At 55.7% G+C, this 24,576-nt stretch carries 19 protein-coding genes and 2 pseudogenes; 14 read left to right on the top strand and 7 right to left on the bottom strand.

The window, feature by feature from the left end:
* Positions 1–1,090: 1,090 nt before the first annotated feature.
* Both P5689_RS15605 and P5689_RS15510 read left to right on the top strand, forming a co-directional pair.
* Positions 1,091–1,315, top strand: a complete 225-nt coding sequence (locus tag P5689_RS15605; protein ID WP_352230633.1) for a transposase — start codon at positions 1,091–1,093, stop codon at positions 1,313–1,315.
* A gap of 44 nt (positions 1,316–1,359) precedes the next feature.
* On the top strand, positions 1,360–1,872 hold the full coding sequence (locus P5689_RS15510; protein ID WP_285534000.1) for an IS5 family transposase: 513 nt from the start codon (positions 1,360–1,362) through the stop codon (positions 1,870–1,872).
* A 55-nt stretch (positions 1,873–1,927) separates the two neighbouring features.
* On the opposite strand, the gene P5689_RS15505 is transcribed toward P5689_RS15510, so the two are convergent.
* The 4 genes from P5689_RS15505 to P5689_RS15490 form a co-directional block, all read right to left on the bottom strand.
* Positions 1,928–3,301 (bottom strand): nucleobase:cation symporter-2 family protein, encoded by a 1,374-nt coding sequence (locus P5689_RS15505; protein WP_285533999.1) that lies wholly within the window; start codon positions 3,299–3,301, stop codon positions 1,928–1,930.
* Positions 3,302–3,880: 579 nt separating this feature from the next.
* The gene (locus P5689_RS15500; protein ID WP_285533997.1) at positions 3,881–5,338 is read right to left on the bottom strand and encodes an NAD(P)/FAD-dependent oxidoreductase; all 1,458 of its coding nucleotides are present in this window, start codon (positions 5,336–5,338) and stop codon (positions 3,881–3,883) included.
* Between the two features lie 13 nt (positions 5,339–5,351).
* Entirely contained in the window at positions 5,352–6,314 is a 963-nt protein-coding gene (locus P5689_RS15495; RefSeq protein WP_285533995.1) for a PDR/VanB family oxidoreductase, read from the bottom strand.
* 4 nt (positions 6,315–6,318) lie between these two features.
* Complete coding sequence (locus P5689_RS15490) at positions 6,319–7,359, bottom strand: aromatic ring-hydroxylating dioxygenase subunit alpha (protein WP_285533993.1); 1,041 nt, start codon at positions 7,357–7,359, stop codon at positions 6,319–6,321.
* A 123-nt stretch (positions 7,360–7,482) separates the two neighbouring features.
* Here P5689_RS15490 and P5689_RS15485 point away from each other — a divergent pair, with 123 nt between their 5' ends.
* The 6 genes and pseudogenes from P5689_RS15485 to P5689_RS15460 all read left to right on the top strand — a co-directional run bounded on the left by P5689_RS15485 (position 7,483) and on the right by P5689_RS15460 (position 16,788).
* Entirely contained in the window at positions 7,483–8,391 is a 909-nt protein-coding gene (locus P5689_RS15485; RefSeq protein ID WP_285533992.1) for a LysR family transcriptional regulator, read from the top strand.
* A 333-nt stretch (positions 8,392–8,724) separates the two neighbouring features.
* Positions 8,725–11,091 carry a TonB-dependent receptor domain-containing protein gene (locus P5689_RS15480; protein WP_285533991.1) on the top strand — a complete coding sequence of 789 codons (2,367 nt, stop codon included), beginning with the start codon at positions 8,725–8,727 and terminating at the stop codon, positions 11,089–11,091.
* Between the two features lie 78 nt (positions 11,092–11,169).
* Positions 11,170–13,731 carry a TIM-barrel domain-containing protein gene (locus P5689_RS15475; RefSeq protein ID WP_285533990.1) on the top strand — a complete coding sequence of 854 codons (2,562 nt, stop codon included), beginning with the start codon at positions 11,170–11,172 and terminating at the stop codon, positions 13,729–13,731.
* Positions 13,732–13,884: 153 nt separating this feature from the next.
* Positions 13,885–14,985 carry a purine nucleoside permease gene (locus P5689_RS15470; RefSeq protein WP_285533989.1) on the top strand — a complete coding sequence of 367 codons (1,101 nt, stop codon included), beginning with the start codon at positions 13,885–13,887 and terminating at the stop codon, positions 14,983–14,985.
* A gap of 142 nt (positions 14,986–15,127) precedes the next feature.
* Positions 15,128–15,895, top strand: a pseudogene (locus P5689_RS15465) (IS5 family transposase).
* 65 nt (positions 15,896–15,960) lie between these two features.
* The gene (locus tag P5689_RS15460; protein WP_285533987.1) at positions 15,961–16,788 is read left to right on the top strand and encodes an IS5 family transposase; all 828 of its coding nucleotides are present in this window, start codon (positions 15,961–15,963) and stop codon (positions 16,786–16,788) included.
* Between the two features lie 312 nt (positions 16,789–17,100).
* Here the strand turns inward: P5689_RS15460 and P5689_RS15455 are convergent, their stop codons facing one another.
* The gene (locus P5689_RS15455) at positions 17,101–17,946 is read right to left on the bottom strand and encodes an NmrA/HSCARG family protein (RefSeq protein WP_285533985.1); all 846 of its coding nucleotides are present in this window, start codon (positions 17,944–17,946) and stop codon (positions 17,101–17,103) included.
* Between the two features lie 98 nt (positions 17,947–18,044).
* Here P5689_RS15455 and P5689_RS15450 point away from each other — a divergent pair, with 98 nt between their 5' ends.
* From P5689_RS15450 to P5689_RS15440, 3 genes are all read left to right on the top strand, one after another.
* On the top strand, positions 18,045–18,923 hold the full coding sequence (locus P5689_RS15450) for a LysR family transcriptional regulator (RefSeq protein ID WP_285533983.1): 879 nt from the start codon (positions 18,045–18,047) through the stop codon (positions 18,921–18,923).
* 854 nt (positions 18,924–19,777) lie between these two features.
* On the top strand, positions 19,778–20,302 hold the full coding sequence (locus P5689_RS15445; RefSeq protein ID WP_285533981.1) for a hypothetical protein: 525 nt from the start codon (positions 19,778–19,780) through the stop codon (positions 20,300–20,302).
* Between the two features lie 209 nt (positions 20,303–20,511).
* Positions 20,512–21,281, top strand: a protein-coding gene (locus P5689_RS15440; protein ID WP_408868582.1) for an IS5 family transposase whose coding sequence is annotated in 2 segments (ribosomal slippage) — positions 20,512–20,842 and positions 20,842–21,281 — 771 coding nt in all. Because the reading frame shifts where the segments join, the coding sequence is not laid out codon by codon here.
* 22 nt (positions 21,282–21,303) lie between these two features.
* Here the strand turns inward: P5689_RS15440 and P5689_RS15435 are convergent.
* Both P5689_RS15435 and P5689_RS15430 read right to left on the bottom strand, forming a co-directional pair.
* Positions 21,304–21,597 carry a type II toxin-antitoxin system mRNA interferase toxin, RelE/StbE family gene (locus tag P5689_RS15435; RefSeq protein WP_285533979.1) on the bottom strand — a complete coding sequence of 98 codons (294 nt, stop codon included), beginning with the start codon at positions 21,595–21,597 and terminating at the stop codon, positions 21,304–21,306.
* A complete protein-coding gene (locus P5689_RS15430) occupies positions 21,594–21,854 on the bottom strand; it encodes a type II toxin-antitoxin system RelB/DinJ family antitoxin (RefSeq protein ID WP_285533977.1) in 261 nt (86 codons plus the stop codon). Before P5689_RS15430 ends, P5689_RS15435 begins: the two co-directional genes overlap by 4 nt.
* Before the next feature lie 405 nt (positions 21,855–22,259).
* Here P5689_RS15430 and P5689_RS15425 point away from each other — a divergent pair, with 405 nt between their 5' ends.
* From P5689_RS15425 to P5689_RS15415, 3 genes and pseudogenes are all read left to right on the top strand, one after another.
* A complete protein-coding gene (locus tag P5689_RS15425) occupies positions 22,260–22,514 on the top strand; it encodes a type II toxin-antitoxin system RelB/DinJ family antitoxin (RefSeq protein WP_285533976.1) in 255 nt (84 codons plus the stop codon).
* Complete coding sequence (locus P5689_RS15420; protein ID WP_285533974.1) at positions 22,498–23,613, top strand: hypothetical protein; 1,116 nt, start codon at positions 22,498–22,500, stop codon at positions 23,611–23,613. The genes P5689_RS15425 and P5689_RS15420 overlap by 17 nt, the downstream gene beginning before the upstream one ends.
* Positions 23,614–23,721: 108 nt before the next feature.
* Positions 23,722–24,478 (top strand): annotated as a pseudogene (locus tag P5689_RS15415) (IS5 family transposase).
* The last annotated feature ends 98 nt before the right edge of the window (positions 24,479–24,576 follow it).

The following is a 24,576-nucleotide window of genomic DNA, read 5'->3' as shown; positions in this document are numbered from 1 at the left end:
AGCGTTCGTAGTGCTGCAAGAGCCTGATCGCTCGATCCAGCCCGCTCCGTGATCGATGTGTCGGCAGCAAGATCGCCGTTCGGTAATTGGCCACCAGCCAGAGTTACGGAAAGGGGAGGGGTAAACACTGCCTGGGACAAGATCACGGTCGCGTTGCGCAGCTCTGCGTCCCCGATGAGACCTATCGCTGTGCCATCCAGGCGATCAAGGACAGCCTGCCGGCCTGCCGATCGGCTTCCAAACAGTCTTACCTCATCAATCATCGATGCGTCGCCCGACCAAACCTCAACCCTGCTTCGCATACCACGGTAACAACGCGGTGCGAACTCGTGGATTGCGACTGCGATAGTAGTGCGGGGTGTCGGCAACCGAACGTATGCCAGACGCAGTTACGACTTAATCCTGACCATGTCGAAGCAAACTCCAGACGTTTTCCTAACGTCATTTCCTCAATTATTGTAAATCCCGTCCAGGTCGCACTGTGGGCAATACCCTCCGTCAGGGACCCCTTCTCTTCAAATAGAACTGCGATGCGATCGACATGCGAGACAGAAACATCTGCATTTTCGGGGCAGTGTAACTTCCCAAACTAGAATGGGGACAAAAGAATTCATATCCCGCAGGAATATGATGAGGACACCACTCCTTATAAATATCATTTGGAAGGGCAAACAGAACACGCAAATGCGGAATAGGAACTTTTATATCGTGCGCAGGGCACTCTAAGAGCGAACCGCATGCTTCCCATCGAGGTTTTCTGCCGCCACCGGACGTATCTATCGTTTCAGTAAACCATTTTCTACCACACGAAAGAAGAGTACTATGGCCTGCTGAAATATAGCGCGGCTTCTTGTCGTTGAGATTTTGTATGCTGCCACATGACTCTATAAGCACGACGTCTGCGCTATCAACTGCGTTGAAATATACATAAAGACCATCAGGTTGCGTCTTGAATAGGTCGGCGCCGGGTGAACCAATATAAGGCCCCCGATGTTTTCCATTCCTAGGTCACGTTGACAAAAGGTCTATACGATCTGGGTGAGATCTGATTCACTTCCTGCCTGCGGAATAACAGGTTGAGAGAACAGGGATGACACGAGGCGATCTGGCGGATCAGGAATGGGCGAGGATTGGTCCGCTTCTGCCGCCTGAGCGCGGGCGTTGGGCTCGACCAGCCGGAGACAACCGCCGGTTTCTCAATGGCATGCTGCATGTCCTGCGCACTGGGTGCACCTGGCGGGATATGCATGAGTGCTACGGCAAGTGGAACTCTGTGTATGTCAGGTTCCGGCGTTGGGCTGAACAGGGCGTGTGAAACGCTTTGCTTCAAACCCTTGTAGATCTGGGGCTGAGTGATAACTGGCAACATATGCTCGACAGCACTGTAGTCCGTCCCCATTCACAGGCCACGGGTGCAAAAGGGGGGCTCATTCGGAGGCTTTTGGTCGATCACGCGGCGGCTTAACGAGCAAAATCGACGCCCGATGCGACAATCAGGGACGTCATCTCGGCTTTGTCCTGACCGGAGGCCAGGTCTCGGATTACAAAGCCACAGACACCCTGATGAAGCTGCCTGTCCCAAACCCCAGGGCTATGCTGGCTGATCGGGGCTATGACAGTGACAGCTTTCGCCACGATCTGCTGATGCACGGGATCTCGCCAGTCATTCCCTCGCGCAAAGGCCGCAGCACTCCACAAAATACTGACTGGCGGCGCTACAGAGATGGTAACCGTATCGAACGAATGTTCAACCACCTCAAGCAGATGCGCCGCATCGCAACCCGCTACGACAAAACAGTATTATCTTTCATGAGCCTTCTCAACCTCGCCGCCGTAAGACTTTGGATCAGGTCTTTTGCCAACGCAACCTAAACAAACTCTCACGCCCCGATAGATAGGATATATCCATGATTGAAAAGAAAACGCATTAGTGTGATGAAGTAACCGTTACGTGGCGAGACGGTTTTCCAAAATGATTGAACACGAGATTTAACACCATTGCCGCTAGTGCTCCAACGGTGATACCGCTCCCAAAGATAATTTGGGCCCAGGTTGGAAGATTATCGGCAATGTGGGGCTGGGTAGTCGCTAGCATTCCCAATCCCATGCTCGTACCCACAATAATAACGTTATTCTGATTTTCGAAGTCAACCTGAGCAAGTATCTGAATCCCCACAACCGCGACGGTTGCAAACATTGCTAGTGCTGCACCTCCCAGCACCGGCAACGGAATGCCACCCACAATTGCCGCCAGCTTGGGCATAGATCCCAATACCAGCATGATGACTGCTGCTGCGGCGACTACCCAGCGACTACGCACTTGCGTCAGCCTGACAAGGCCAACATTTTCTGCAAAACAGGTATAGGGAAAAGAATTTAGGATACCGCCGAGCATTGTCGCCAACCCATCCGCGCGGATGGCGCGGGCGATATCATTGGACGTGATATCCCTCTTCACGATGGCTCCGGTGGCGAAAACATCTCCAGTGGTCTCAATCATCGTGATGATCATAACGATGATCATCGAGAAAATTGGGGCGATATGAAACGTTGGTAATCCAAAGAAAAAGGGCTGCGCGTATGTCACAATGGGCGCTGTTGCGACATCGCTAAATTGTGCATCTCCCATCACCCATGCGACAAAAGTACCAAAGACCAGACCGATCACAACGGCGATCGTCCCAATCAATCCGCGGAACGATTTTTGGATCAATATGATACACAGCAGCGTCCCCAGTCCGTAAGCAACATTTTTCAAGCTGACCGGGCTTTGCATGGTATTCGCACCACGACCGGCAACGATGTCATTTGCTGCAACGGGCAGAAGTGCCAGACCGATAACGAGAATGACAGATCCCGTTACAACAGGAGGAAAGAAGCGGATCAATTTGGAAAAATATTTTCCAAATGCCAGCGTGAACAACCCAGCGACGATCACTGCACCATAAATGGCGTGTAATCCATTGAGGCCCCCGCCACAAGCAACACCAATTGTAATCATGGGTGTGACTGCCGTGAAAGTTACGCCCTGCAGCAATGGGAGGCGGACACCAATTGGCCCGAAACCAATCGATTGCAGGAGCGACGCAATGCCACATGTGAACAAATCGGCATCAATGAGACGTACCAGAGCATGATGGGGTAATCCTAGCGCATTCGCCAACAAGATCGGCACGATTACGGCCGCGGCATAAAAAGTCAGAACATGTTGAAAGCCATATACACCGAGGTGCCACAGGGGCAATACTTCATCGACAGGATGTATCTTTATGTCTTCACTAGTTTTTTTAGGTGACAATATTAAAACTCCCACGATACGTCGAATATCCGCAAGGCATTGCTATCTGCGACACATGGACACGGGTATCGGTCCCAGCCCAAGCCCGAACATGGTCGGCACTGCATCTAGAAACAGCGGATTTGTTAGCTTTATTCCTGCGGGCCGAAATTACGTCTCGATCGCGAACTCCAGCCGACAGATGTCTGTCGTCAGCACCAGCACCCGCAACTCCAGGCAGCGCCCATCCACATTCGTCGCCCCCTTCGAACACTGGTAACCACTCGCCAAGCAATTTCAACCGCCCCCCTCCCGCGGCTGAGCCGTCGGGAAACCGTGCTCAGAACATGGGGGGAGAGCGAACTCATCCATTCATTCTGTCGTTCAGCCGAACCGATGCGATTGCATCGATTTGGGCCGGAGCCTCAACCAGCTCGGCCGGGAACGTGCTTTCCAAGCGCTAGGCCATCCACGCTGAAATCTGATCAACTGAGCGCCGATATCCTTCTTCGAGCCACGGCCGATAGAGGCCGTCAGGGATGTCGTTGAATGGGGGCGAAAACAACTGATGGCACTGCGCGATCGCCCGCACTCCGTGCAAAGTCATATTGCATGTGCCGCATCGGGGGGATCGAGGCTGACGAGTTCCGTGACGTCATACGACAAAAAGCTCTGCAAATGTCTCTCTCCGTCTTCGACAAACAGATCGCGCGCGACACCGCGCGCCAATCGGTCGACACCAAAACGCATGCCGCTGATCGACGCTCCGGAAAGTCCCATGCTGGGCATCGCTGAAAAGGTAAAATTATGAATGGCGTTCAGCATTGGCGCCCGCGGATCACCTGCATCGCGGGGCAGGAACTGGAAGCGCGTCCCAAGATAAGGATGGCTGCCGAGTAAGGAGCTACTCTGTCCTTGCGGTGGAACGAAACGATCGCGCCACAAAGCGACGGCATCGGCGAAACTACGTGTTTCCGGGCGGCGCATCAGATCCAGCACGAACCCCGTTCCGATAATCAGAAAGTCGAAAGACATCTCGCCGTGCGGTGTGACGACGATGATGCCTTTTTCACCGTCGTCCCTTACGCTCAGCCAGGGAGTTCCTGGGTGAAAGGTAAAATTGCCATGTTGGCGACAACGCCAGAATGTCTCCTGCGGCGGTGGCTGGTTCAGATCATAGATCCGGTGCATGAACCGCCAACGCGTTTCATCCGGAAGATCGGGAAAATGCCCGAGGAAACCGGCATTTTCCATCCAGCGATAAGGATTGACAGCCGGAATGGCTTTACGCCTGAGGCAGAGGTCGACGCTGGCCGCGCCATGCTCCAGCGCGGTCGCGGCATTGTCGAATGCGGATGCGCCGGCACCCAGTACCCCCACGCGCCGACCGCGCAGCGCGTTGAAATCGATCTGTTGGGACGTATGTGCGTAACGGGAGGGCTGCAGGGACTGGATGATGAAGTCTGGTACATGCCATGCGCCACCGCCGTCGATACCCGTCGCGAGGATAAGTTTTCGTGCCCAACGTTCAGTGCGTTTTCCGCCTTCGCTCTCGAATGTCAGACGAAGCAGGCCGTCCCTCCATCCGACATCAACAAGGCAGCTGTCGTTCTGGATCGGCAAGGACAGCGTGGCGCGCAACCAATCCAGATAAGACTGCCAGTCCTCACGCGAAATCTTGTTGAGCGCTTGCCATGCTAGGGTGCCGCAGCGGGCCTCATACCAGGATTGTAGCGTCAGACTCGGAATTCCGAGATCTGGTCCCGTGACATGTTTGGGCGTCCGCAATGTGATCATGCGCGCAAACGTTGTCCACGGGCCCTCTTGTCCCGTGTGCGCTCGGTCGAACACCTCGACATTCGTAACCCCGAGACGGCGCAACGCGAAACAGGCCGCCAAGCCGCCCTGGCCCGCGCCGATGATCGCCACGTCGAGCACGCGATTCTCGCTCTTTAGGCGCGGAATACTCCACTCGCCTGTCGCGTAGCCGATCCTCGCCAGATCGTCCCGGACTCGTGCGGCAAGCCGCTCAAGTTCCTCCTGGGAAGACGCAGCATTCATGACCATGCTGCTATTAGAGATCGAGGACAAGCTCGCCTCCCTTCGAGCGGGAACAACACAAGGCGATCTGCGTATTGCGTGCCTTTTCCTCGTCGCTCAGCACGCAGTCACGGTGATCGGCATCGCCGGAAAGCATCGGAGTGATGCATGCCCCGCACATCCCTTGCTCACAAGATAGGCTGACCGAAATGTTTGCCGCCAGAAGCGCTTCGGCGATGGTTTGGTCTGCTGACACGGTGACACGCCGATTCGAGCGTAAGAGATGAACCTCGAAACGGCCATCTCCCTCCTCGTGCGCCTTAGGCGCATCGGCAGGGGGTTGAAAATGCTCCACATGGATCTGTTCGGTTGCCCACCCTCGCATAACGGCATACGTGCGCATCGCTTCCATGAAGGGGGCAGGGCCACAAAGCATCACCGCCCCTTGGGGGTCTACCGTATCCAGCCCGGCTGGGGGATGATCAACCACGTTTGCGTTCAGGGTGGCATCGGGGCCGAACACCCCTGCACGCCATTCGCGCCGAAACGGCGCCTCTTCGGGGCAGGCCGCATAGTAGTGGAAGTCAAAACGCTTTCCCTGCTTCTTTAGCTGATACGACATCGGAATGAGTGGCGTAATTCCAATGCCGCCAGCGATCAGAACGTAACTTTCAGCGTCCGGCAACGCGAATGCATTCCGGGGGACGGAGATCATGAGTATGTCGCCAAGTTGCGAAAGGGCATGTAACGATTCTGAGCCCCCGCGCGACTTGGCTTCGCGCTTGATACATATCTCGTAAAGCGAAAGATCGTCTGGACTGCTACAAAGCGAATACTGACGAATTGCGTTCGATGGTGTGCGGACGTCGATATGGGCACCGGGCGTGAAGCCTGGCAGATCCCTGCCATCGGCGTACGCGAGCCCGATCTTAAGGCAGTGAGGCCCCTCCAACGCAAGCGACCGTATAACGACTGGAAAGAACGAATCCAACATCATCGGCTCAGGAAATAAAGAAACAGCTAAGACCCAAATCGCGCAGTCCGCGTCGATAGGCGATCGAACTCCGATCCGCCATCACGTGCGCCTCCATCGTGGGATCGAGAGGCAGGCACTCGGGCTTCTGCGATTCCACAATGACCTTATCCTCTGCGAATACACGAAGATTGAAATCGTAGACCTCCTGGATCGGGAGTTCCTTGTCGAAGTTACGACAGATCGGTGCGAACAACCGTGTCTTCTTGGCTGAAACGGGGGACGCCGCGTTCATAATGACAAGGCGAGCTTCGTCCGGAAAATGAATCTCAAGAGTTGCGGTAAAGGGCAAGTGGGTGCGGAAATGACGCAGCCACTCGAACCCGGCGCGCCCTTTGTCCGACACCCCAATCGGGTAATTGCCGACAAAGCTGCGGTATTCCACCTCAAATCCTTTTTCTGTCGCCTTTGGGAGATAGGATGGAACAACAGGATTCTCGGGGTCGGCGAAGGTCTCCGTATGCACGAATGCAAAATGGGCAACGTCCAGAAACCCCTCTAACTGACGTCCAGCGAACCCTGCAATATCAATCCACGGACATGTAATTTTCTGGAAGTCCACTTCATCCCAGTGAGGCATTTCCGGAATGTCGATTGCGTTCTCCGGCCGAAGGCAGGTCCAGATCAGGCCGTATCGCTCGACGGCAGGATAGGTCCGTAGATTGAGCTTCTTGGGAATGGCCGTATCCGGATGGGCAGGGACGCGAACGCACCTTCCCTCCTGCCCAAACCTGAAGCCGTGATAGGCGCATGCGATCGTTTGCCCATCGCCGGAGCCGAGACTCAGCGGCACGCCCCGATGGGGGCATAAATCCTGTGCGACGACGAGAGCGTCGACCGCCCGATAGACAACCAAGGGTTCATCCAAGAGCGTGACGCCTACCGGCTGAGTGCCGACCTCTCGCACCAACGCGATCGGATACCAGTGGCGCGCAAGAATCTCCCAATCGAGTGCATCAAATGAGCAGTTGCGTGGCAAGTCGATTGGGTGATCAAGCGCTTGGGACATTTTTAGCCTCACGGAACAAGTGGACGAGGGAGCTTAGAAGGTGGACAGTTGTTTCACAGCACGACCGGTCTTGTATATGATACAAATCAGTCTTGTTCGTTCGCGAAATGAGAGAGGTTTCTCATGCCAGTCTTTTCTCGTTTCCTGTATTATTTCATGGCGGTTGCCCAACACGGCTCGATCCGCAAGGCATCAGAAGACCTTCGCATCGCGGCTTCCGCTGTAGACCGCCAGCTGCTTCAAGGCGAAAAGATGCTCGGCACCCCCCTGTTCGAGCGCTTGCCGACTGGGCTGCGCCTGACGGCGACAGGTGAGTTGTTTTTGACCGCGGGGCGGCGTTGGGTGCGCGATTTGGATAGCCTAATGGTTCAGATCGACGATATGAAAGGGCTGCGGCGCGGGAAAGTCGATGTTCTTATCCCCGATGCCCTCACCAAGGGCTTCATGCCGGAGCTGATCGGTGTCCTTCGTCAGACGCATCCCGGAATTCTCGTTAATACGCATGTTCGAGACAATCAGGATATTGGCGCCCTTCTTGTGGAGGGCGGAGCTGACTTTGCGCTTATGCTTGATCCCGGCAACTTGCGGCAGCTCGTCGTACGATCACACGCTGAATTCCCTTTGGGCTTTATCAGCCCGCCGGGACACCCAATTACGCAATGTTCGCCAGCACGTTTCAGTCTTTGTGCTCAATTTCCGATGGTTTTACCGGCTCCGCCGCTCGCGCTTCGTCGACAGATCAAATTGTTGGAAATCGAAACTGAGATAACGCTCACTCCTGTCGCCTCCGCAAACAACATTCAGATGATCAAGTCGCTTGTTTTGTCAGGGGCCGGGGTAGGAATACTGAGTTATCTCGACGTAATGCACGAAGTTAAATCCGAAGAGATTGCGTTCACGCCTATTTTCCACCGAAATCTTTCTCCGCTAACTCTTGCATTATGTGCTGATCGATCGCGCCAATTGTCGGCAGCTGCTCGGTTGATTATTTTAGAAATCGAAAAGATATTTCTGAGCGGCGTTAACATATAACGCATCTTTGAAAACGTTACCTTGAGGGCGTTCCGTTCCACGCCGCTCTCATATCAGCAATGATGAAGTGTCTTTTTGGTGATGGCACAGCCCTCCATAATCAATTACATAACGAAACCGGATCGTTCCAGAAGCATTGTCGCAATCCGGATGCAGGAGAGGTTCTCTCTCCTGCTCATTGGGTGCGTTTAATCAGTCGGCAATGCCGATAAGCAGACGTGCGCCATATCTCTGGTGGAATCCAGACTTCATCCTGAGGCTGCTGCCTCCTTATCCGGCGCCATTTATTACAGGAAACTCGGAATGATCTTTAGAGCGAAGCGTGTTTACCTTATGGCAGCCACCATGCTTGCCAGCGCAACATGTGTGGCATCTGCGCAAAGCACGCCGCAACATCGGCCGTTCCCGAAGCCCGCGCATTCGGCCCCGACGAAACCTCCCGGTGCGCCTAAGCGTCATGCCGGCGTCGCAGCCGAAGCGGCGCAAGAAGAAGCGATTTCAGTGACCTCTTCCCGACGGGCTCTTAACGGCGGCGGCGGTATGATGCGACATGAAACAGCCTCCCATTCCATCCAGACTGTAACACGTCAATATATCGACATGCAGAGCCCCGCGAGTACAGCTCTTGATATGGTCAAAAATCTGCCGAGTGTCGTCGTGTCTACAGTCGATTCCTCCGGCATACTTGGCGGCCAAATCAACAGTCGTAGCCTGACCGATTCCGACATGGGCATCTTGCTTGACGGCGTTCCGGTCGCAACGGCTTATTACCTTAATCAGAACGTCGACACGGAAAATCTGGCTGCGATTTCCGTGACGCCTGGCTCCGCGGCTATCGACCTGCCGGTGACATCTGCTGCGGCAGGAATAATGAACTCCGAAACCTTCCAGCCTTCTGACAAATTCGGCGGACTGATGGATTTTTCTTACGGCACCAACAATCTCTCGCGAGAATTCCTCCGCGTTGAAAGCGGTGCGATCGGTCACTCCGGCATCCGAACCTATACCTCATTTTCACATACTCACGCCCGCACCTGGGACGGTCCCGGCACCAATGAACGCCGTCACCTGGATGTGGGCGCCACTAAGGATTTCCAGGACGGGTCATTTGTCAATCTGTTCGTCTCTTGGAACCATCAGTTCACAATGGCGCCGCTGAATCCGACGGCTCAGCAGTTCTTTGATAAGAAGAGTAGGGTGCGCACGTTTAATTACTCGTCAAGCTATGACCAGGCCAATCCGTCGGATTATGGTATGCTGAATGGTAACATGTGGGATCAGGTTTTCGTCACGCTTCCACTGCATGTCCAACTTCCATCTCGGTTTTCTTTGGATTTCAAGCCATATTATGTCTATAATGGCGGCTATACTTATAATGGATCGCTTTTTAACGGAAGCGCCACCCCGGCGACCGTTGGGCCAAACGGCAATGCCATCAGCGGAAATCTCCCCGCAGCCTCGTATTATAGCGTTTATCGCCCACACGCTGGCGCTGTCGCCAAGTTAAACTACGATATCGACGTGCATGACCGCCTCACGTTTGGCTATTGGTTCGACTATCAGGACAACCAAGTCGACAATCGTTACTCCGCGCTATCTTCAACGGGCAAGCAGCCGTTTCCCTATGCTTCGAGTGCCGGCATCTACGTCAGTGGGTCGCGCTACATGCCCTATAAGGGGGATAGCGGCTGGAAAATTCATTCTCTGTTCATCGAAGACGACACGAAGCTCCTCAACGACAAGCTGCGTATTAACGCCGGTTTCAAGATCGCGATGATCAATCGATGGAGTGGCAATTACGCCTCGACGGCGCCGCGCATTCAGTCCAATCAAGTGGTGCCTTTGCCGCAGGCTGCGATCAGTTACAATATCGACAGTCATAATATGGTCTATGTGAATGCCGAAGGTGACTTCCGGATGCCGGATCCAGGTTCTCTCGGGCAGGTTTTTGACGCGCAAACGGGTACGTATGTTGGAAATCCGTACAATGCGAAGCCCCAGTATTCTATCAAGGAGGAGCTTGGGTGGCGGTTCAACAATCAATATCTGATGGCCGATCTGGAGCTTTTCAATTACGCCATTACAAACCGACTTTTGTCGACAAATGTCTATCTGAACAATCAGTCCATCAGCTCGACGATCAACGCGGGCAACCAAACCGCACGTGGTGTTGATTTCATGATTTCAGGGCATCCGTATCATCATGTCAGCCCGTTTGTTTCGGTCGAGTATCTGAATGCCACCACGGATTCGAATATAGCTACGACGGGTACACTTAACGGTAAGACTGTCGGCGACCTTTTGCCGACCAAAGGAAACACAGCCGTTCAGTCGCCACACGTCCATGCTAGTGCGGGCTTGACCTATGATAACGGGACCTTCTTCGCGAATGGCAGCGTAAGCTATGTCTCGTCCCAATACTCGACTTTTATGAATGACCAGAAAATGCCGGGGTATGTGACCGATAATCTGGCGATAGGATACCGTTTCAAGTCGTTCGGCGCGATGAAAACGCCAAAGTTCCAGCTCAACTTCAGCAATCTAGGCGGCAGCTTCATCCGCACCGGCGTCAGCGGTCTCGTGGCGAACGCGCAAACGACAAAAGGTATCTACGGCAGTACAGTTTCGGCTAGTGGGTCCCCAACGTACTATCTGTATCCACGCTTCAGCATAACGGGAAATATATCTGTTGGATTCTAATAAATCTTCTTGAAAAACAACATGACTCTTCGGAGGGGCCTGTTGTTTTCTTGGCGGTCGCGATCCGGAAATTCCTTGTTGACAGGCAATTCTATAATGACTTTCAAACGATTATCGCCGTTGGTCCTCGTTTTTGGAACGGCATTATCTTTAAGCCTGTCTCATCCCGTTCACGCGCGAACGACGCCACAGACCGCAGCGGATCATGCAGCCACGTCTGATCGACTGGAATGGCGCCATGGTCGCCTCGGCATTCAGATCACGGCACTCTCCGCTACGGTTCTGCGGGTCAGGATCGGGCAAAACGGCGCATTGCCGGAAAACGCTTCCTGGGCCGTGCCAGCGGACGTCAGGGATAAACGCATCTCTATACGTGTTTTTGAGACACCGCTCGATCTGGGTTTCAACACGTCAGCCCTCCGTGTTTCGATTGCCCGCGACAGCGGCGGTATTACGATCACCGATGCGGCAGGATATAGTCTCCTCAGCGATATCCACGGCCCGGCTATGTCCGCGGTCGATGGTCATGGCTTTTCCATGATCAAGTCGATCCCCGAGGATGCGCACTATTTCGGTCTTGGTGACAAGTTCGGCCCACTGGACCGTCTGGGCCGCAGCTATGCCATGTGGAACACCGACAGCTATGGCTATTCCGAAGGTCAAGATCCGCTTTACAAAGATATTCCGTTCTTCATGGGGCTCAGCCAGGGTCGATACTATGGCTTATTTCTCGATAATACCTGGAGAACGTCGTTTGATTTCGGTCATACTGTTCCCAGCGAGCTGCGAATCGAAGCTCCCGGTGGCCCCATCGATTACTACGTCATGGCAGGTCCGACGCCCAAAGATGTCGAGAAGCAATATGCCAGTATAACCGGCACCCCGGCGCCGGAATCCCGGTGGATGCTTGGTTTCCAGCAATCACGTTGGGGGTATCCGACAGAGGCGCGCCTCCGGAGCGTTGTGCAACGCTTGCGTAAAGATCGCATTCCTTCGGACGCCATATGGATGGATGTCGATTATCAGGAGAAATTTCGTCCGTTCACTGTGGATTCTAAGACCTTTCCAAATTTTTCCAAGATGGTCTCAGATTTTAGCGCGCAACACATACAGACGATCGCGATCACCGATCTCCACATCGCGGACGCACCTAGTATCGGCTATACACCCTACGACACCGGCATAGTACAGGATCGCTTCGTGAAGACGTCCGTCGGCAAACCCTATATCGCCCCGGTCTGGCCCGGTCCCGCGCTCTTCCCGGAGTTCACACAGACGGCGACACGCGCTTGGTGGGGCCAACTTTACAAGGAATTTTATGTCAAGAACGGTGTCGCCGGCTTCTGGAACGACATGGATGAGCCGGCAATTTTTGAGACCCCGACAAAGACCATGCCGCTAGATAATGTGCACCGGATTGACGAATCCGGTTTTCAAAGTCGCACGGCCAGCCACGCGGAAATCCATAACGTCTATGGGATGTTGAACCATCGTGCGACCTATGAGGGTCTACTGGCGCTTAAACCCGACGAGCGTCCGTTTGTCATGACCCGCGCCTCCTATGCTGGCGGCCAACGCTACGGCGTGACGTGGACGGGAGACAATCTTTCAAGTTGGAACCATCTCCGTCTTGCGGTCCCAATGCTCGAGAGTCTCGGCCTGAGCGGCTTCACATTTGCGGGCACAGATATCGGCGGTTTCGCGGGAACGGCCTCGGCGGAACTCCTGACACGTTGGTACGAGCTTGCGATGTTCACCCCTATCGCGCGGTCGCACGCTGATCCGCATAGCCGCCCGCAGGAGCCATGGGGCGACGGGCCGGAGCATGAGGCCATTCGACGCCGCTTTATCGAGGCCCGCTATCGCCTGCTTCCTTATAACTACAGTCTTGCCGAAGAAGCGTCGCGCACGGGTGTGCCGATGATGCGGCCGCTCTTCATGGAGTTTCCGCAGGCGATGGGATGGGGCGGGCCGCTTGATGTGTCGAACGGCAGTGAATTCATGTGGGGGCGGTCATTGCTGGTTGCGCCCGCAACTTCACCGATCGACATGGGCGGCTATAATGTCACCCTTCCGCCAGGGGCGTGGTTTGATTTCTGGACAGGGCGCCCCGTCGAGGGATTGCGGCCCGTGTCGCAGTGGGGCGCGGGGGGAAGTCTCATCATCGGCGAAGAGAAACCCAACACTTCCCACCAGACATTTGTTACGCCTAAATTAGGTGAAATGCCGGTCTATGTTCGAGCAGGCAGCATTATCCCGCGGCAGGCCTTGGTGCAGAGCACCGACCAAAAGTTGACTGGTCCACTCCTAGTCGATGTCTATCCGGGGCCGGACTGCGAAGGCAGTATTTACACCGATGACGGACACAGCTTCGCGTTCCAAAAAGGTGCCTATAGTCGGACCAAATTCACGTGCCAGACCACAGGTACAGGAACCACGGTGTCGTGGTCGCTTCCTGAGGGAAAATTCCATCCGTGGTGGACCGCCTATGCCTTCATTGTGCATGGGCTACGCCGTGCTCCCGTTCATGCTGTCATGAACGAGAAAACGGTGCATGGGAACTACAGCGCAATGTCGCAATCCTATCGTATCATGGTGCCGACGCTGGATGTAAGCGGAACGCTCACACTGCTAAAATAACTGTCTGTCATCTGTGTCAGCTTACTATACTAGGACGCATGAAAGGAGCGACGTGTGCGATCAAGATTTAGGAATCTTCTCAGTCTGACGAGAGTTAGTCTCGACGGGGCCAATATCGAACATATGTTTTTTTTGAGAACTATGGTTAGAGTAATGATAGAATACAAAGATAGTCGATCGCGGGGGCAACGTTTAGTCTGGCTAGTTGTTTCCTTTCTGGCATGTTGGACATCAGAACCAGCATCAGCGGCTGCCGCGATTGAGCCGAAAGTGATTGTCGTCGCTGGATGGGAGAATGGCAAAGACATAGGTGACGCGCCAGGAGAATATCAGGATTGGGTCGAACGGCTGCATCTGAACCAATTAGTGCCTGTACGCGGAATGCCGCAGATTCTGCGACGTAATACGGACGGCGTTTATGCTGTCGTACTGCGTCACGGCACTGCCGACCTCATCGCGCTCGCGCTCGATCCACGATTCGACCTGCATCATACATACTGGCTATTCACTGGTATCTCGGGAGTTGACCCCCATGTCGCGTCGATCGGAAGCGTGGCTTGGGCACGTTGGGTTGTTGATGGAGATGCAATGCGCGAAATCGACGACAGAACGATTCCTAAAGGTTGGCCATACGGTCTGTATGCCATTGGCGCCAACCAGCCTAACGAATTGCCTGCTGCTGCCAATCATTATGGGTCCGTCACCGATGTTGCGGACCTTTCCAAAGCCTATCCGTTAAATGCTGGACTTGCGACCTGGGCCTACGGAATCAGTCGCCGTGCGACATTGAGCGATGATCCAGCTATCGCGCGCCGCCGCGCTCAGTGGAATGGTTTCCCTGAGGCGCAAAAACGACCACAATTAATGATGGGCGAGACGCTGGGGGCGCTGCGGTACTGGCATGGGAGCGCACGGACCCGGTGGGCCGAGGACTGGGTGCGGCTGTGGACGCATGGGAGGGGCCTCTTTGTGATGACAAACGAGGAAAGTCAAAGCAATCAGATCACGATGCGTCTTCTGGCATCACTTGGGGACATCGACCCCATGCGTGTAATGGTCTTGCGTGCAGGTAGCAATTTCTCGATGCCCCCGCCGGATGTGTCCATCACCCAGTCCATGGGAGACGAGGGCCCCGGACAGGCGCTCGCGTTCGACAACAACGAACGTGCTGGCGCGCCGGTTATTGCCGAACTTATCAAGCACTGGGATCGCTATCGAGATCATGTGCCGTGTCCTCCGGAACTAAGCAGATAGAGGGGTGCTGTCACGTTGGATGTGACGGGAAAGGGCGGTAGTGGTGCAAGCGGGTGACGCGAAGAGATTATGGATAGCGGAGAAGACGGTGATGAAACGCTGACATCCGACCGGCGAGCAGAAATGTTGCATGATGCCTTCTGTGTTTTCCGATGATGCATGGTCAGTGTGGGAACCATTGATCGAAGCGGCCCGACCGAAAGGCAAGACGCCGCCGCTCAATCTGCGGCGGGCCATGTCGGCAAATTTTTGGCGGCATCAGAATGGGACGAAGTGGCGAGCTATTCCTTCTGAGCTCGGCCCATGGTGGACCGCAGCCCAACTCTTCATCCGCTGGGCGAAGGCCGGCGTCTGGCAAGCCCTTTTTGAGCGGGTAAAGAACTGGGCCCCCGCTTTGGGCATGGTGTTCCTCGACGGCACGAACATTCGGGCTCATCACAAGGCAGCGGGAGCCGCTAAAAAGGGGGACTTCGAGAACACGGCGGCAATCGTGAAGCACTTGGCCGCTCACGTGGAGGCTTTGGCAGCAAAGTCTGCGTCGCCGCTGATGGGCGCGGGAAAGCCTTGTCATTTACCCTGACGCCAGGTCAGGCCCACGAACTCCCTTCTGCCATGGTGCTCCTTGGCGCCTTGCCGCGCGCTCCACGCTACGTCGTCTGTGACCGGGGATATGCTTCAAACCAGTTTTGAGAGGCTGTGGGACAGGGGCTCGCGCCCGGTCATCCCGCCAAAACGCAATAAAGCTCCGGTCGCTGGCCCAGAATGGGCCTACCGGCACCGACACCTCGTCGAAAACTTCTGGGCCCGCCTCAAGGAATGGAGAGTCGTCGCCACCCGATACGAGAAAACAGCAGCTTCCTTCATGGCCGTCATCCATATCGCCGCAGCCACAGATCATCTCAAGACCTAACAGGACCTAAGAGACCGTTTGAGAATGGTCTTGGCAGTTTGAGTTGGGCATGATTCAAGCTTGGGATGTGGACCCGAGTGAGCCGTGGCCGGATGGCCGATATTGAGAAGAGTACGAAGCGCTACCCGACGGATCTGACGGATGCCGAATGGGAGCGGGTGCGGCCGTTCCTCCCGCCGGTGGCGAAGCGCGGTCGCAAGCCCACGGCGGACATGCGCGAGATGCTGAATGCTATCCGCTATATGGCCCGCAGTGGCGGCGGCTGGCGGATGCTGCCAACGAACTTCGGTCCTTGGCAGACGGTGTATTGGTGGTTCCGGCGCTTCGTGCGTCGCCTGATGTTTCGCACCATTCATGACATCGCGCTGATGATCGACCGCGAACGGGTGGGTCGGGAGGCGAGTCCTACGGCAGGCGTGGTCGACAGTCAGACGGTGAAAGCGCCGCATGCACCAGATGGCGGTGGCTACGATGCCGCCAAGCGAACCAAGGGTCGCAAGCGCCATATCGCGGTGGATACGGACGGACGGCTGTTGATGGCGAACCTGACTACGGCGGACGTGCAGGATGCGGCCGGGGCTGAACTGATTGTGGCGGCCGTGCGCAAGCGCTGGCCCTGGCTCAAGCACCTGTTTGCGGATGGCGCCTACGACCGGGGCAAGCTGTCGAGCCTTGCCGCATTTCAAGACTTCACCCTCGAGGTTGTCCGCAAGCTCCCCGAGCCAAAGGGCTTCCAGGTGCTGCGGCGACGATGGGTGGTGGAACGCACGTTCGGCTGGATGACACGGTGGCGACGCCTCGTCCGCGACTACGAAAAGCGCCTGGACGTGTCCGGCGCCATGATCGATGTCGCCATGAGCAGCCTTCTGCTCCGCCGCGTCAGCCATCCATAGACATTCTCAAACGGTCTCTGACGGTAGCCCAGGCATTACGTCCTGTGTCACCTTTGGCGAAAGTGACACAGGACTTGTGCATGACACCTTACGGAATGCAGCCAAATGGCAGCTTTCTGAAAATAGAATTTGAGACGCGCTTTCCGGCCCATCCGCAGTTGATTTCCGCGCACCCCCTACTTCCGATAATATAATGAATCGGAAGTAGGAAAATGGCGCAAAATCGCTAATTTCCGCTTATCGGCAATCTTATCTCGCTATGCCTTATCGCCCGATCCGATCAGCAGACAACGACAGGCGTTCGCAGCTATCCTACGTGCGTTGCAGCGCCCAGTCCTCGAGCGTCAGCAATGAAGGGTACTCGCTCCGCAGAGCGGGAATGTCAGCCTTGAAGCCGTCTCGGGCGATCCACTCGAACATCAGACGAAAGTCCTCGGGCAGGCGCTTTCGCATGACAGAGGGGATCGTAAAGCTGCGGCAAGGCCGTATCCCGGCATCCTTCAAAATTGATGCAGCGGAGCGGCCCGTCACGCTGTCGCCTGCAAGCTCAATGATCCGACCAAGGTACTGATCAGGTTTCTCGAACGCCTCTGCAGCGAACCAGGCAACATCCTGCACAGAGACAAGCTGCATGGCCTGATCCGGCCCCAGATAGGTCTTCATCATGGAGAGCATAGTGATCCGGAAGATCAGGCTCGAAAAGTTTTCCATAAAGGCCGCTGGACGCAAAGTCGTAGCTGGCAAACGGAGTGTTTCGATGTGCTTCTCGATTGCCCATTTGCTCTGGAAATGAGGCACGCCGCTCCGTCGCTCAACCCCGCCTGCGGAGCACTGCACGAAGTGCCGCACGCCACTCTCCTTGGCGAGGCTGGCAAGCCTTTTCCCCTGTCGCTCTTCGCCAGCTGGACCGATCTTCATCGGCGACTGGATAGATAAAACGCCCTCAGCCCCATCAAGTGCCAATCGCAGGGAGTGTTTATCATCCAGATCACCATGAGCGAGCTCAACCCGATGCTTTCCCAGAGCGACTGCTTTTGGCGCCTTCAGATCCCGAACAAGCGCGCGAATGTGCCAATGCCCTCGACGTTGCATCTCGCGGATCGTGGCCCCGCCTTGCTGTCCGGTTGCGCCCGTAATCAGAATGACTGGTTTTGACATCTCGGCCCCCTTACTGAAGAGGCACGATAAGCCGTGCCCGTTGGACAGGGCAGGTGCGTCATCGTAGACATCTTGTTCCATATCTGGAACACGAGCCCATGAACTCAGATGATCTCGGCAGCTTTCTGCGCATAGCAGAGACCATGAGCCTCAACGCGGCCTCGCGCGCCACGGGAACGCCTAAATCATCGCTCAGCCGGGCATTGTTCCGTCTGGAGAGGGAAATCGGGGCAAAGCTGTTCGAGCGCGGCCCGCATGCCCTCAGACTGACCGAGGCCGGGCGCATACTCCTGATCCACGCAAGACGCGTCATGGACGATCTGAATGAGGCTACCGCGGCCCTAGATGGGGTGACAGGGCAACCTCGAGGCGTTCTAAAAATCAGCGCAGCAACGACATTCGCAATCGGGCTGGTGGCGCCGATGCTGCCGCATTTTCTGCGAGACTACCCTGATCTGCGCGTTCATCTTGAGGCCGAGAACCGGATCGTCGATCTGGCGAGGGAGGATGTCGACGTGGCAATCCGGATAGGGGCAATGGCTGACTCTGACCTGCTCGCCAGCAAGCTGGGGAGGATCGAATTATGGCCCTGCGCGAGCCCGGCCTACCTCTTGGAAAGAGGTAGGCCCCAAACGCCACACGACTTGGCCGATCACGAGTTGCTTGGGTGGACCGATCAACCGTCTATCTGGCGTTTCAGGGATCGCTCTGATCGCGAGCATCGCGTACTCGTCGCTGTTCGATCCGTCATCCCTGAGCCCGCCGTCCTGCAGGTCGTCCTTGAGAGCGGGGGAGGTGTCGGGCGTTTGCCTGCCTTCTTGGCAAGCCCCTTAATCGAGCAAGGGCGACTTGTGAGACTGCTCCCAGACTATGAGGCGGAGAAGGTGGAGGTACATGCCGTCTATGCGGCACATCGCAGCCTATCCTCCAAGGTTCGAGTTTTTATCGATGCTTTGCGCGCGCATCTGGTCCGTTGATGCGAGACGCTGTGGATTAGAATCGCTTGCCACCTGTTCTCGCTGCGATGGTTCTGACAACGATTCGAGAAATTTTTCGAGATCGGACGGGCGCGTGAAAGTGTGTCGTGCACCGCAGAATTTTGATATTTTGGCGAGGTGTACCAATCTAAGTCGGCGACGATAAAGCAGGACAAACTTAAGAAAACCGAGATTGAATCGCTCCGGACACCCTGGGATAAACTCATCAACGCGTTCCTTCCCAAATTGCATAAACGTGCGTTTGATTACACGCCACAAACAAACTGCCGTCGGGTAATCCAGATGAATAATCGTATCCGCTCGAAATATTCTTTCTTCCAGTGTGCTTCCGTAAGTGCCGTCGATTATCCAGCTTTCGCGCGACGCAAGAGATATAACTTTCTCACGCCAAACTCGGTCGTTGGTAGGAACCCAGCCAGAACCCCAGTAATGCCGGTCCAGATGTATGAGCGGCAGATTCGTTTTCGCTGCCAGCCTCTTCGCCGCTATAGACTTTCCCGCTCCGGGACACCCTATGACTAGAACACGCTTCATATCCGGATACACGCCAGTCATCGCTGCAAATTAATCATCACGCCATAAACCCGATACAACCGCGCCGCAACTATATTGAAGACAGTATCACTTTCTGCGTCGAGAAACGCAGCTTATGCACAAGTCTTTTTACCCCCCTGCTTCCGATGATATAATTTACCACAGAACAAGGAATTGAATTTTGGAGCCGCTTTGTGAATTGCATTCTAATGGAAAAGCCATAAGCGCTTACCCTACGCTCCTGCCTGCACGTTCTCTTCCCGTTAAAACCTTGAATTGTGGCACCATCGGAGACGACAATGCCCCCGCTCTGCCCGCTATTGCGCAACCGCCTCCTGGCTTTGCTCGCCTGCGCCCTCCTCGTGTTCCTTGGGGACAGCCCTGTCCGCGCGGAGTCCCGGACCCCGACACCGACAGAAATCCCCGCAACCGGCACGATCACCCTTGAGACAACCTTAGCCGGCACGAAAGTAACAGCAACGCTGGTAACCGCCATCACGTCAAGCCACTCGGTCCATCTCTGCTCCGGCGGCCGCACGACCTGCTCCCCGATCGAAAAACTATCGCTCACGGTCGGGCCTGCGACCGTATACATCCCTAAATCCGTGGTTGCCTCGCTGAGCGACGTCAACACGGCGAGCGTCTCGGCCTATGGTTGGACCCAGTTCGTCCTAACCCTGAACTGCGGCGACGCGGCAGCAGCAACGCAGGTGCGCATCCGCTTCGACAAGAACCGCGTCCTCGAGCGCGAGGTCACCGCCAGCGAAGCCGGAATGGTTGCCGAGCGCACGACTTACGAAGATCTAAGCGGCGCTTTCAACTGACCTGAAACACAAAAACGGCTTTTGCGATGAATGAACCGCTCCGGAATCCGCGGGCACCAATCTGCACCCTCTTAGCACGTCAGCTCCTGGGAGAGGTCGAGCCGCGCTCTGACGTCCGAGATGAGGCGGAAGCTGACTTTCTAGGGCCTGTTAGGTCTTGGAACATGTATGAGATTGCATAGCTCATTGTGATGAGCATGATGCAGTCTGTGTTTTCCGATGATGCGTGGTCGGTGTGGGAACCTCTGATTGAGGCGGTCCGTCCGAAAGGTAAAACCCCGCCGCGCGATCTGCGGCGGACCGTCTCGGCGATCTTCTGGCGGCACCAGAACGGGACGAAATGGCGGGCCGTTCCCGCTGAACTTGGCCCTTGGTGGACTGCGGCCCAGTTGTTCATTCGGTGGGCGAAAGCGGGTGTCTGGCAGGCGCTTTTCGAACGGGTAAAGGACCGGGATCCTGCTTTGGGCATGGTGTTCCTCGACGGCACGAACATCCGGGCTCATCACAAGGCGGCGGGAGCGGCTAAAAAGGGGGATTCCGAGAACGCGGAGGCAGTTGTGAAGCGCTTGGCCGCTCGCGTGGAGGCTTTAGCAGCAAGGTCTGCGTCGCCGCCGACGGGCGCGGCAAGGCCCTGTCTTTCACCCTGACGCCAGGTCAGGCGCATGAACTCCCCTCAGCCATGGCGCTCCTCGACGCCTTGCCGCACGCTCCACGCTACGTCGTCTGCGATCGGGGCTACGCCGCGAACCGGTTTCGCGAGGCCTTGTGGGACCGGGGCTCACGCCCTGTCATTCCGTCCAAACGCAACGAACCGCAGGTCGCCTGTCCGAAATGGGCGTATCGGCACCGGCATCTGGTCGAGAACCTGTGGGCGCGCCTCAAGGAGTGGAGAGCCGTCGCCACGCGATACGAGAAAACCGCCGCTTCCTTCATGGCCGTCATCTGCATCGCAGCCGCCGCAGACCACATCAAGACCTAACAGGCCCTAGCAGAAAGTAAATTCACTCTTTCCGTTTCGACGCCAATTCGTAAATCTCGTTATCGGCTCTGCGGCCAACGGCAATCACATAGATGACGATCCGTTCGTCGATGACCTGATAAACAAGGCGGTAGCCATCTTTGCGAAGCTTGATCTTGTAAAACCCTGATAGGTCGCGATGAAGCTCATTTCCTGAAGAGTGAGGATACCAGATCAGCTTTTCCAGCTTCTTTTCAAATTTCTTCCGCACACTGCCGTCAAGAGCATCCCATTCCCTGAGCGCTCTATCGTCGAATTCAAGACAATACTCTTTCATTCGCGATGACGGCTCTTAAGCTCCGCAAAAGTCATACGATGCTTTTGGGCACGGTTTTTGAGACGTTCACGCACAATCTCGATAAGCTGAGCGTCCTCGTCTGTGACAAGTGTGCGCTTGACCGGAGAGCGGCCCGTTTCAGCGATATATGCGAGGGTGTCGCGCAGTGCGTCAGAAAGCGAAATGCCTTGAGCAGACAGCTTCTCAACAGCGGCTGCCTTCAGTGTTTCATCTACCCGGAATGTGACGGCAGACATACTCAGCCTCCTTGCGTGTATGGACAAACGTATCACGATTGTTCATGAGAATGAAGCAGAAGATGACTGATGCCGATGTCTGCTTTAAGCAAACCACATCTGCCATTTAAACGGCAGAAAAGAAGCGAAAGCTGACATCCTTCATTGAGCGCGGCCGTATAGGCAGGGAGATGACCTGCGCTGCATCGAAACCGCGCCTTTGAGACACGCTTTTCGGCCCCTCCAGCGCCGTTTTCCGCCGATCCCCCCTACTTCCGATAATAGAAATTATCGGAAGTAGGGGGAGGGGACTGAATTTAGGAAAAGACGTTACTTGAATCTAAGTTCATATTAGGGTAAGATGATGCCTCGTCCTGATGAGCGTAAAGATGTACGAAGCGCATTAGTCCGAGAGCACAAGAGGTCATGGCATCCATCACTTCAAGCACTGACGATGCACCTGAAGCTGCTGCATATCGGCGCCTCTCCGGGCTCGTAATCACGCACTCCGATCTCATCCGCCAGACCCTCGAATACGTCGTCGAAACCGGGAAACTGCCAGTCCAGCGCGTTGCCCTTTCCAGAGATGATCGTGATCTTCTGCCGCTTGTGTGCGGCGCCTGGCTTCACTTCAAAGCCCAGTTCCTGCCAGCCTGGACGATCTGTGACACGCCCTTTTGATCTGCAGAACCGCCCCCTGTCTCCAAGCAATGCACTCTATGGCGCACTCACCCGCGCCGCTGTCGCAATAGGACGACTGGACCAGCGTCTCCATAATCATCCCCTGCTCCCCGCCATTCTGTTTCGTGAGCGGCTTGAGGCCGCACGCATCTGCGCACGCGTGGATGGTTACGTTATCGATCAGTGGTATCTGGCGGCCGAGCTGGAAGGCTTGCGCCCGGTAATTCCGGGCGAAGACGCGATCGATCGAGGATCTTTCATCGACAATGCGAAAATTGCGTTCGAGCAGTATCGGTGGCTCGTTCAGCCAACACGCATCCAGACGACACAGATCCGGCAGACCACGGAGCTTCTGCGTTCCGAGAGTGCAGCAGTGGGGCCGCTTCTCGGGGCGGCCCGGGCATTCCACCGGTGGATCGATGACGCGAACAGTCGTTCTCCCATGCGCGGGGCGCTTGTAGCCTTCTGGCAGGAAACAGGACTTCTGCGTGTCGGGCTTCCCCTGACAGGAACCCGGGCCTTTGCATCAGGCACATCCTGGGAGCGATCGGCGTGGCTCCCCTGCTTTCTCGATGCACTGGCCGATGAGGCAGAAGGTATACATGCACGTGTCCTCGGGCTCGAACGCCAGTGGCATCATGCAAGAGCTCATAGCGGGGCGCGTCGACGCAATTCGCGGGCAGGCACAGCAATCGACCTTCTTGCAGCTTTTCCCCTGCTATCGGCTACACGGCTCGCTGACCTGCTCGATATCTCCCTGAAAGCTGCCTATCTCCTGCTCGAGCGCTTTCTTGCCGAGGGTCTTGTGACCGAAGTGACCCACCGTACGGCGCGACGGCTTTTTGCACTCAAAGGGTTCGAACCTCTGCGTGACGCAGTTCTTCCTCCCGTACGTCCTCTTCCTGGCCGCAAACGGGGACGGCCACGGTGCGATGATAGCGCGTTTTCAATGGATATCGTCGAGGTAGTAGAGACCGCAGAACCGGCACCCGTCCCGTTTGAGCCGCTCGCAATCGATTACACCGCTCTGGAAGAGGCAATCGCCCTTATCGATGCAGCAATTGCACGGTCACAGGTTTTCCTGAATGAAGAATCGTAAAAAGGGCAGATCACCAGCGTCTTCATCGATCATGCATGAGGTCTTTAGGCTCAGGACCCATTGATTTGAATGCTGAAATCTGATTCAGGCTCTGCAAGGAGACTGAAGATGAGCGATCTGTTTTGGCTGACGGATGAACAGATGGAACGTCTGCGGCCGTTCTTTCCCAAGAGCCACGGCAAGCCTCGTGTCGATGACCGCCGTGTGCTGAGCGGCATCATTTTGTGAACCGCAATGGCATGCGCTGGCGTGATGCGCCCCGGGAGTATGGTCCACACAAGACGCTCTACAACCGCTGGAAGCGTTGGGGCGACATGGGCATTTTCATGCGGATGATGGATGGTCTGTCTGCTGCGCAAGCCGAGCCTCAGACGATTATGATTGATGCGACGTATCTCAAGGCGCACCGCACTGCTTCGAGCCTGCGGCTAAAAAAGGGGATCCAGGCCGCCTGATCGGTCGCCCCAAAGGCGGCATGAATACCAAACTGCATGCAGTCACCGATCAGAACGGACGACCGCTGAGCTTTTTCATGACTGCGGGGCAGATCAGCGATTATACGGGTGCCGCTGCCCTGCTGGACAGTCTTCCTATGACACAGTGGATGCTGGCGGACCGAGGTTATGACGCCGACTGGTTCCGGGATGCCTTGGAGGAAAAGGGGATCAGGCCCTGCATTCCGGGGCGGAAATCCCGCGGAAAACCGGTCAAATATGACAAGCGAAAATATAAACGTCGCAACCGCATCGAGATTATGTTCGGAAGGCTCAAGGACTGGCGGAGGGTCGCAACTCGCTATGACAGATGCCCAAATGTCTTCTTCTCAGCCATCTGCCTCGCAGCAACCGTCATCTTCTGGTTATGAGTCCTGAGCCTAGCACTACTTTGGCATTTTCTGTGATGAGGGTGGACTGAGCGTCCTGCCGCAGTGAGGGCACTGCCGGCATGGTGGTCGGAGGATGC

The organism is Asaia sp. HumB, assembly GCF_030263835.1.
Taxonomy (GTDB): domain Bacteria; phylum Pseudomonadota; class Alphaproteobacteria; order Acetobacterales; family Acetobacteraceae; genus Asaia; species Asaia bogorensis.
This window is presented reverse-complemented; position numbering and strand designations above follow the sequence as displayed.

Excerpts from the sequence above, each read along its gene's own strand:
- P5689_RS15430 (WP_285533977.1), bottom strand. The coding sequence starts at position 21,854 with ATGTCTGCCGTCACATTCCGGGTAGATGAAACACTGAAGGCAGCCGCT.
- P5689_RS15500 (WP_285533997.1), bottom strand. The coding sequence starts at position 5,338 with ATGAATGCTGCGTCTTCCCAGGAGGAACTTGAGCGGCTTGCCGCACGA.
- P5689_RS15435 (WP_285533979.1), bottom strand. The coding sequence starts at position 21,597 with ATGAAAGAGTATTGTCTTGAATTCGACGATAGAGCGCTCAGGGAATGG.
- P5689_RS15460 (WP_285533987.1), top strand. The coding sequence starts at position 15,961 with ATGTGGACCCGAGTGAGCCGTGGCCGGATGGCCGATATTGAGAAGAGT.
- P5689_RS15470 (WP_285533989.1), top strand. The coding sequence starts at position 13,885 with ATGATAGAATACAAAGATAGTCGATCGCGGGGGCAACGTTTAGTCTGG.
- P5689_RS15495 (WP_285533995.1), bottom strand. The coding sequence starts at position 6,314 with ATGATGTTGGATTCGTTCTTTCCAGTCGTTATACGGTCGCTTGCGTTG.
- P5689_RS15485 (WP_285533992.1), top strand. The coding sequence starts at position 7,483 with ATGCCAGTCTTTTCTCGTTTCCTGTATTATTTCATGGCGGTTGCCCAA.
- P5689_RS15425 (WP_285533976.1), top strand. The coding sequence starts at position 22,260 with ATGGCATCCATCACTTCAAGCACTGACGATGCACCTGAAGCTGCTGCA.
- P5689_RS15455 (WP_285533985.1), bottom strand. The coding sequence starts at position 17,946 with ATGTCAAAACCAGTCATTCTGATTACGGGCGCAACCGGACAGCAAGGC.
- P5689_RS15605 (WP_352230633.1), top strand. The coding sequence starts at position 1,091 with ATGACACGAGGCGATCTGGCGGATCAGGAATGGGCGAGGATTGGTCCG.
- P5689_RS15450 (WP_285533983.1), top strand. The coding sequence starts at position 18,045 with ATGAACTCAGATGATCTCGGCAGCTTTCTGCGCATAGCAGAGACCATG.
- P5689_RS15445 (WP_285533981.1), top strand. The coding sequence starts at position 19,778 with ATGCCCCCGCTCTGCCCGCTATTGCGCAACCGCCTCCTGGCTTTGCTC.
- P5689_RS15490 (WP_285533993.1), bottom strand. The coding sequence starts at position 7,359 with ATGTCCCAAGCGCTTGATCACCCAATCGACTTGCCACGCAACTGCTCA.
- P5689_RS15480 (WP_285533991.1), top strand. The coding sequence starts at position 8,725 with ATGGCAGCCACCATGCTTGCCAGCGCAACATGTGTGGCATCTGCGCAA.